Below are 8,271 nucleotides of genomic sequence, written 5' to 3'. Positions count from 1 at the left end.
GCCGTGGGCCTGGATTACCTCACCTTGAACAGGGCATCGGGAACCCTCTCCGGAGGCGAGGGACAGCGGATTCGCCTGGCGACCCAGATCGGTTCGAGCCTCGTGGGGGTCCTCTACATCCTGGACGAACCAAGCATAGGACTTCACCCCCGCGACAACACCCGCCTCCTGAAAACCCTGATGCAGATGAGGGACATGGGGAATACCGTGATTGTGGTTGAACACGATGAGGAGACGATCCGGGCGGCCGACTTCGTGATCGACATGGGGCCCGGAGCCGGCATCCTGGGCGGAGAGGTGGTATCCTCGGGAACGCCTGAAACCATCATGGCCTCAGACCGTTCACTGACAGGCAAGTACCTTTCAGGCCGGATGTCCATCGGCGTCCCGGAGACACGGCGGCGGCCCGGTGTAAGAGAAAGTCTGAAGGTTACGGGCGCCACGCACAACAACCTCCGGAACATTGACGTCAATTTCCCCATCGGCGTTTTTACCTGCGTCACGGGCGTGTCCGGTTCGGGAAAATCCTCCCTGGTTATCGACACCCTCTACCGCGCTCTGGCAAGAAGGCGCGCGGTTTCCGCCCCCAGGCCGGGGAACCACGCTAAGATCCAGGGGGCCGAGTTCATTGACAGAGTGATCGATATTGACCAATCGCCCATCGGCAGGACTCCCCGGTCCAATCCTGCGACCTATACCGGCGCCTTCACCCCCATCAGGGAACTGTTCGCCCAGGTCCCCGAGTCAAGGGTAAGGGGTTATAAGCCCGGAAGGTTCAGCTTCAACGTAAAAGGCGGCCGCTGCGAGGCCTGTCAGGGCGATGGCGTAAAAAAAATCGAGATGCACTTTCTCCCCGACATACAGGTGACCTGCGAGGTGTGCGAAGGCAAACGGTTCAACAGGGAAACCCTGGAGGTTACCTACCGGGGCGTAAACATTTCCCAGGTCCTGTCGAAGACGGTCAACCAGGCCGCGGAGCTGTTCGCCAACGTTCCGGCCATCGCACGGCGGCTTAAAACCCTGCAGGAGGTGGGGATGGGATATATCCGCCTCGGACAACCCGCCACGACCCTCTCGGGGGGTGAAGCACAGCGCGTAAAGCTCTCCAGGGAGCTATCCAAGAGGGACACGGGAAACACGCTCTACATCCTGGACGAACCGACCACGGGCCTTCACTTCGATGACATGGTCAAGCTCCTCGCTGTAATCAACAATCTCGTGGAAAAAGGCAACACGGTGATCGTCATCGAACACAACCTCGAGATGATCAAGTCCGCCGATTACGTCATAGACCTTGGACCGGAGGGGGGTGACCGCGGCGGGGCGGTGGTGGCATCGGGAACCCCTGAAGAGGTGGCTCAATGCCTGGAGTCCTGCACCGGGCAGTTTCTGGGCAGAGTACTGGCCGGCACTTAGGGCTCACCAGAAGTCCAGAGCCTGCCCTGAGCCTGTCGAAGGGTCGAAAGTCCAGAGTCCAGAGGAATAAGACGGGTCCAACGTCCAAAGTTGATGGACTCGCAAAAAGTCCATCAACGCGTCCGGGGAGGACGCCCAAATCAACGGCTTGCAACGTAAGTCGTTGATTTGTAAGGAAAGTGAAAATGACACTTTTCGCTTTCCGTTGAGCAAAAAGCCGCGAATGGACTTTTTGCGACTATGTCAAAGCCCAACGTGGAAAAGCGGACATGGAGCAAAAGAATGTCATCGCGAGCTGTAACCCATGCGACCTGTCCGCCATAGCCCGTAGGGCGACGGCGGAAGCGATCCCGTAGCGGCCGGAGGGCGCCGTGATGGCCGTTTCAGCTCCCGGCTTCGTTCTTCGACTTCGCCGTGACAAGCCGCACGGGATTGCCGCGCCACGGTTTCACTCGGGCTCGCAATGACTGCAATAATAAAGGTACGCATTAACCGATTGAATAAGGGGCAAGTATAATTTCGCTTCCACCAGGAGGGCCCCCATACTCCCCTACGCCCTTACTTCGATACCCCTGTCTCTGACACCGGGCTTGCTCGAATTGAAAGTGACCGGGAATCCTGGAAGCTGAGAGTACGGGGGCCGGTCCTGGGAAGTGGTCCAGACGCGAGGATACTCGTCCGTGGTTAGTCCTAGCCGCTTTTGAATATCGATTTGCCTTTTGCGAGGTCCTGCAGCGGCACGGCTTCCACCCGTCGCTCAAGAGGAAAACGCTTTGTACCGGGATAGAGTACGATTACACGTTTCAATTTCAGATCAGAAAGGGCGTTACGGATTGAAGGGGTCAGACGCGGTGAGTCGGTGCGTTTGCACTCCAGGCCAAACAGATCATTTCCGCACCTCAGAATAAGGTCGATCTCCGCTCCCTGGTGGGTAGCCCAGAAGAACGCCTCGTCATACGATTCGGTCATCAACACCTGTTCGATGACAAACCCCTCCCACGAAGCTCCCACTTTCGGGTGGGTCAGCAGGCCTTTAAGCGAGTCGATGCCGAGTAACTGGTGCAGGAGTCCGCTGTCCCGGACATATATTTTCGGCGCCTTTACCTGCCTCTTGCGCAAGTTGGCGTGAAGGGGCTGAAGCTGGCGGACCATAAAGGCATCGGTCAGCAGATCAAGATGGCGCCGGGTGGTGGATTCGCTCACGCCCAGGGCACGAGCCGGTTCGGCGGCATTCCAGGTTTGCCCGTGATAATGGGCAAGCATGGTCCAGAAGCGCTGCAAGGCGGTGACAGGCACCCGGATCCCCCACTGCGGGAAGTCCCGCTCTAACAGGGTCTGAATGAAGTTCTTGCGCCAGGCAATGCTGTCGATTTCGCTGTCGGCCAGCCATGCAAGCGGAAAACCACCGCGAAGCCACAACGATTGCTCCGCTTCGGCGCCCAGTTCCTGCAAGGAAAAGCCGCCGATGGTCACTCGTTCCATCCTTCCGGCCAGGCTCTCCGATGTCTGACGCAGCAGGTCACCCGAGGCGCTGCCGAGAATCAAAAAACGCGCAAGGTTCTCCCTGCGGTCCACCAGCACGCGCAGAACCTGGAAGAGGTCAGGACGCCGCTGCACCTCGTCGATCACTACCAGGCCGGTCAAAGGCCTTAGCGCAGTCATGGGTTCATCCAGTCGGGCCAGATTGGATGGATCTTCCAGGTCGAAGTAATTGACGGAGTCCTCCGGAAGCAGTTCCCGCGCCAGCGTCGTCTTGCCGCACTGGCGTGGCCCCGTCAGCACCACGACCCGACTTCGGGAAAGGGCGCTTTTGAGCATGTGTAGTATGGATTTGCGCTCGACCACGGTGCCATATTACCATGAAAATCGTGTATTACAAGAAGGATTTTCATGGTAATTCAATTGCCGGCGCACCGCGTTTCGTCGTTATTCCGAAAGCATCAGTCCCCTGATGAACCGGCGGAGAGTGTTCCCCTCGCCCAGTCCCTCGGCACCAGGTACCAGGTACCAGGTACTTATCCCTTATCGGCCTATACCTCGATACCTCAATACTTCCCTACTCACCTACCTGCCTCTGACACCTGGGCTGGAACACAGGATCAAGGGTCTGGGGTCTAGCTGTTTTGTCACGTTGGACGTTAGATGTCGGATCTTGGATACTGGAGCAGGGTTTGCTCAACATGCCTGACCTGCGTTGCGATAACCCGCAGAATTTTATGAACAACGGGGGCATCACCCCAGATCCTGCTCTGTGCATCCGCCACTTCTCTTGCTGCCGAGTTGATCCGCCCGGTCAAATCACTGACTGTTTTAATCACCAATTTCGAGCCGATTCCCACTGCCTCGGCAAATCGTTCCCAATGGCGCAACTGAATCCACTGCGGTCGATTTTCTCCACCAATTTTCATGGCAAGCTTTTCACTCACACCCTCATATACTTTTGTACACAGCAAGTCGTAAAACGGAGCCAGCCTTATCTCGTCAGGCAACAGCAGAAGCGAGATATTTTTTGCATGGGCATCCGCATTATGGATCAGTGTATTAAACACTGTCCATTCCAGTAATTTCTTTCGGTCAAGGGCAGGACTGGTCGAATATTGTTCGAGAACTTTGAAACAATCGGCAAACGATGGGCCGCCCTCCGTTTCGTACTTTGTTTCAGCCACGAGACCTGACGCCTGGCAGAAGTCCTCCTGGTGCAAACGGTAAACATTTCCGCTTTCGTCCTGACAGCGGTCATAACGGTCAACGACGAACAACTCATCCAACCCTGTTTTTACTGTGACTGATGGAACCTGAAGCCCCAGTTCAGCCGCAAGAGCCATGCAATACACCTCGTTGCGGACACTACCATCGATGCCCTTGATATTCGGCTTCAGAATGTGGGAGCTGGGGAACGATCCCCGTGGGATAAAGATCCTGTTGCCCTTCATATAAACAGGCAATTTATCCTGTGCGCCGGCAAGGGAAAGACGGATTCCTTCTTCCCCGGCCAGAAAAGGACGGTTGGGCAATTCCCTGACAATCTTATGGAGTTCATCTTCGGACAGTTCACGATAGTCACCGTCAGCCACAGGATCGGTATCGGGAGGAAGCAAAGAAACCGCACCGGCACATTCACCACCCAATGCCGCAAGCAAAGCAAATTCATTTCTGGGGGAGATCCCAAGTTTTCGCGCCACAGCCTCTCTCAACGCAGATTCTGGAAGCAGATTTGTGAAGAACGGCCTTGCTGATTCGTCATCATATACTTCTTTACGCAGCGGCAAGGAGAGTGAAAGAGGTGGAACATTGTCCTTACTTATCCACTTCGGATCATATTGGAAGCCGAATCGACCCTTATCGTCGCATTCAAGGCGCCCCACCTTCTCCAACCCCATATAAACAGACAACGCTTTCATCAAAATCTGCTCCTGCGGGGTGTTACGCTGAGTTCCAGGCCGAGGCCATAAATGATCTGAAGCACCTTCCCGATTTCAGCGGATTTTTTTCCACGCTCGACTTCACTTAAAACACGCCTTCCGACACCACACAAGGAAGCGGCCTCAAACTGGGTCAAACCGTCCAATTTCCGTTTGTATCTTATCATGGAACCCAACTCTTCCGATGAGCTTATGGTCCCGTACGGGATAATTTGATCTTTCATACCTACCCCTTTCCATAAATGTTACCGTACGGGTAAATAACACGTATAAAATTAAAAAGGAAGCCTTATGTTACCGATCGGTAACATTTATCTACGGCGACCCTCGTTTTCCCTTACGCCCCTACTCACCTACCTGTCTCTGGCACCTAGGCTGCGTGGTATTTCAATTGCCCAGCGCACCGCGTTTCGTCGTTATTCCGAAAGCATCAGTCCCCTGATGAACCGGTGGGGAGTGTTCCCCTCGCTCAGTCCCTCGGCACCAGGTACGGCGACTTGTCCCCCGAAGCCTACGACGGAGGGGAAAGGTCAGGCCACGGGACCGCTCGGAAGAGGAACTCGCAGGGTATCGGCAGGCCTTGGACTGGATTTTCTCGCGGAAGCGCAAGGTGTCGGTCATACCGGCGGTCATTCAGCGGCTTCACGCCTTCGCTCAGGGAGGTTCTTCCGGCGATGTGGGTGAATGGAAAAAGCGGGATAACGAAATCATGGATATTCTGCCGAACGGCGAGAGAAAAATCAGGTTTGTTCCCACGTCCGCGAAAGACACCCCGAAAATCATGGATGCGCTTTGCTGGAATTATCGGGAAGCCTGTGACGACCAACGCGTTCCACCGCTTTTAATTGTCGCCACTTTCGTTTTCGATCTTCTATGCATCCATCCATTTCGCGACGGGAACGGACGCGTTTCACGACTGGCTACAACGCTCTTGCTCCAGTCACATGGTTTCCAGGTAGCGCGGTATGTCAGTTTGGAATGTCTGGTGGAGCAAAGCAAGGAAGATTACTATGCCGTCCTGGCTGAATGTTCGCAGGGATGGCATGAAGGAAAGAATGAACTTATGCCGTGGTGGAATTATTTCCTGAGCGTGTTGCGACTTGCCTATAAGGAGTTCGAGCGACAGGTGGAATCGACGGAGGCCCGTCCCGCCAAGAGCGACTTGGTAAGGCAGACTATCCTCGCTCAGGTGGAGCAGTTCACTCTGGGAGACCTTGCGGCCCAACTGCCGTCAGCCAGCACACAGTTGATCAAGAAAATTCTCGCCGAGCAAAAAAAACAAGGCAAGATTCGGCTTGCCGGCAGGGGACGAGGCGCTCGCTGGGAAATCATTCATTAGAAGGCAAGGCAAGGTATTACCGACCGGTGTCAACCCCGGTGATGTTCCCTGATTGAAACGTGACTTCTTTTTCTATCATTCGCTTCGCCTGTGCCCCAATGCCAGTTAACGCCGCCCGCACCGGTACACGGCATCATCGACAGTAACGTGAAAAAAGTCCCCCTCGGTATCGAAGCGTTCTGTACCTAGATACCAGCCAACACGAAGGCGACTAGGTACAGTGTATCCGCCGAACCTCGACTCATCTTCCACGATTCCCCCGAAAGGCAACGATTCATAGGCTCCGCCAGACGGATTGCCCCAGCGAATCATCTTCACCATGTGAAGGCGACCAACTGAATCCACCGCAAGTTCCAACGTTGCGGCGTGACCGTGTAAATGAAACTCCGCCTGAGTCTGGTACTCTGAAGACGATGTCCATGACACTTCAGGCCCACAAAGCGCGGAGGGTAACCACACGAGTTCAGCCTGAAGACGGCCCAGTGCCGACCGGCTGATGTCTGGTCCGGAGCCGGTAACGATCGGGATGAGACCCAACATCTTCCAGCGCATCTCGCCTTGGCCATCCAGATAGCTGTCGAAGCCTCGAACAGGCAGACCAAACATCCGAACCGTAGCGCACCATAGCATGCCCCGATCGCGATGGATGACCTGTTCAGCAGTAAAGGGTAGCCAACGACCAAGCTTGATTTCGCCGTGCATGCGCAAGCGGACTATGGTTGCCAAATGTGTGCCATCAACAATCGCGTGCTGCAAGTAGCGGCGCGCCGCGTCGGGCAAAGCGGCCAAGTCTCCATTTTTCAAAATTCCGGCCGATTGAGGCGTTGAGGTCCACAAGTTGTCGAGCACCTTCTTACTGCTTCTCATCGTTCTGCTTGCCATCGCCGCGCCCGGCTGGCTAATCGCCTGAGCTGTGGGGCGCAAGCCGCGTTGCGGCGCTGCGTCCCAACGAACGATTTGTTAGGCCTTGTTTCCACTTTCGGCTGTCCGCTGGAGCGCCTGGTTATGTGCGTTTACGCTACACTAACAATTCATATATTTTATGCACTGACTTCCAGTTTCTAGTGGTAGCCTTAACCCCTAGTTTGTTCTCGAGAAAGGTGTTTGACAGCTTACTTTTCCCGTAGCCATTAGGGCAATATAGGTATACCTCTTTCCCTTTAACAACCAACTTTTCGGGTAAAACAACATAGTTCAGTACATTTGAAATCTTAACTTTATCCGGCTTAGTGCATAGAAACGTTACTAATACCTTTGTACCATCTTCTACTAGATCAACAGGACCAAAAGGACTATTTTTAATAATGTTCCCAATCTCTCGTTTTGTACGAATTTCTACAGACACATGAAATTTGTACTTCTTTTCTATAGCTTCTTCTATCAACGTTTTTATATTAGATTTATTTTTATCACTTGCGTCAAATATTACATTACCACTCTGAATGTAAGTCACCACATTTTGAAAACCCAATGACTCATACAATAATTTCAGCTCGATCATTTTTATCTTCTTTTGCCCACTGACGTTTATCCCACGAAGTATCGAAATATATTTCATGCTTCTCTCTATACCTTAAAGCACATAATGCCCAGCACAACCGGATGGCGATGAAGCGCAGCGGAATCGGCAGTCCGAGTTGATGCTGTTGTTATGGGCAATCTGCTGCGTTGTGTTCAATATATTCAACGACCAAGCCATCTATATGCTTTACTCGCATATTTCTTCCCGTAGGGACCGATTTCGGTTCTTCCAATATGGTTGCTCCCTGTTCCTGAAGGAATTCCTTTAAATCATCAATTGAATCAACCAATAAGGTTACTTTTGTATCTCTGAATGGTTTCAAGTGATTTGTTGAACCTGAAATCAGCAAGAATGAACCAACTGAAGCTAGTTCAAGTCCTTTTTCAGGATATTTGAACCGTAATTTGCATTTTTGTCCAAAAAGATTTTCATAGAAGGAAATAGTGCTATCTATCTCTTCAGGATTTAAGAAAATCCTGGTAAGAACTTCGTAAATTTTCATTTTCTGAACCCCTTAGCCAATTTAGTTTCCTTCTGTCTCTGTTTTTTGGCACATAAGGTTTGAGTTCACC

At 53.1% G+C, this 8,271-nt stretch carries 8 protein-coding genes; 2 read left to right on the top strand and 6 right to left on the bottom strand.

Going from position 1 to position 8,271, the window contains the following annotated elements; genetic code table 11:
* Nucleotides 1–1,416: excinuclease ABC subunit UvrA (uvrA, locus tag GXP52_00515; GenBank protein ID NOY85769.1), on the top strand; the 1,416-nt coding region annotated here is incomplete at its 5' end.
* 690 nt (nt 1,417–2,106) lie between these two features.
* On the opposite strand, the gene GXP52_00510 is transcribed toward uvrA, so the two are convergent.
* From GXP52_00510 to GXP52_00500, 3 genes are all read right to left on the bottom strand, one after another.
* On the bottom strand, nt 2,107–3,234 hold the full coding sequence (locus GXP52_00510; GenBank protein ID NOY85768.1) for an ATP-binding protein: 1,128 nt from the start codon (nt 3,232–3,234) through the stop codon (nt 2,107–2,109).
* 320 nt (nt 3,235–3,554) lie between these two features.
* Nucleotides 3,555–4,817 carry a type II toxin-antitoxin system HipA family toxin gene (locus tag GXP52_00505; GenBank protein NOY85767.1) on the bottom strand — a complete coding sequence of 421 codons (1,263 nt, stop codon included), beginning with the start codon at nt 4,815–4,817 and terminating at the stop codon, nt 3,555–3,557.
* The gene (locus GXP52_00500) at nt 4,817–5,062 is read right to left on the bottom strand and encodes a helix-turn-helix transcriptional regulator (protein ID NOY85766.1); all 246 of its coding nucleotides are present in this window, start codon (nt 5,060–5,062) and stop codon (nt 4,817–4,819) included. The genes GXP52_00505 and GXP52_00500 overlap by 1 nt, the downstream gene beginning before the upstream one ends.
* Before the next feature lie 356 nt (nt 5,063–5,418).
* Here GXP52_00500 and GXP52_00495 point away from each other — a divergent pair, with 356 nt between their 5' ends.
* Nucleotides 5,419–6,177: a Fic family protein gene (locus GXP52_00495; protein ID NOY85765.1), complete on the top strand. Its 759-nt coding sequence runs from the start codon at nt 5,419–5,421 to the stop codon at nt 6,175–6,177.
* Between the two features lie 105 nt (nt 6,178–6,282).
* Here the strand turns inward: GXP52_00495 and GXP52_00490 are convergent, their stop codons facing one another.
* The 3 genes from GXP52_00490 to GXP52_00480 all read right to left on the bottom strand — a co-directional run bounded on the left by GXP52_00490 (nt 6,283) and on the right by GXP52_00480 (nt 8,201).
* Nucleotides 6,283–6,879: a hypothetical protein gene (locus tag GXP52_00490; GenBank protein ID NOY85764.1), complete on the bottom strand. Its 597-nt coding sequence runs from the start codon at nt 6,877–6,879 to the stop codon at nt 6,283–6,285.
* Between the two features lie 316 nt (nt 6,880–7,195).
* Nucleotides 7,196–7,735 carry a DUF1697 domain-containing protein gene (locus tag GXP52_00485; protein NOY85763.1) on the bottom strand — a complete coding sequence of 180 codons (540 nt, stop codon included), beginning with the start codon at nt 7,733–7,735 and terminating at the stop codon, nt 7,196–7,198.
* Nucleotides 7,736–7,826: 91 nt separating this feature from the next.
* A complete protein-coding gene (locus GXP52_00480; GenBank protein NOY85762.1) occupies nt 7,827–8,201 on the bottom strand; it encodes a VOC family protein in 375 nt (124 codons plus the stop codon).
* Nucleotides 8,202–8,271: the final 70 nt, after the last annotated feature.

The organism is Deltaproteobacteria bacterium, assembly GCA_013151915.1.
GTDB lineage: Bacteria > BMS3Abin14 > BMS3Abin14 > BMS3Abin14 > BMS3Abin14 > BMS3ABIN14.
The sequence above is the reverse complement of the archived record's forward strand: the minus strand, read 5'-3'. Positions and strand labels throughout refer to the sequence as shown.

Bases quoted from the DNA above. Each gene is read 5' to 3' on its own strand.
- GXP52_00490 (NOY85764.1), bottom strand. From the start codon at position 6,879: ATGCACGGCGAAATCAAGCTTGGTCGTTGGCTACCCTTTACTGCTGAA.
- GXP52_00485 (NOY85763.1), bottom strand. From the start codon at position 7,735: ATGAAATATATTTCGATACTTCGTGGGATAAACGTCAGTGGGCAAAAG.
- GXP52_00480 (NOY85762.1), bottom strand. From the start codon at position 8,201: ATGAAAATTTACGAAGTTCTTACCAGGATTTTCTTAAATCCTGAAGAG.
- GXP52_00510 (NOY85768.1), bottom strand. From the start codon at position 3,234: ATGCTCAAAAGCGCCCTTTCCCGAAGTCGGGTCGTGGTGCTGACGGGG.
- GXP52_00500 (NOY85766.1), bottom strand. From the start codon at position 5,062: ATGAAAGATCAAATTATCCCGTACGGGACCATAAGCTCATCGGAAGAG.
- GXP52_00505 (NOY85767.1), bottom strand. From the start codon at position 4,817: ATGAAAGCGTTGTCTGTTTATATGGGGTTGGAGAAGGTGGGGCGCCTT.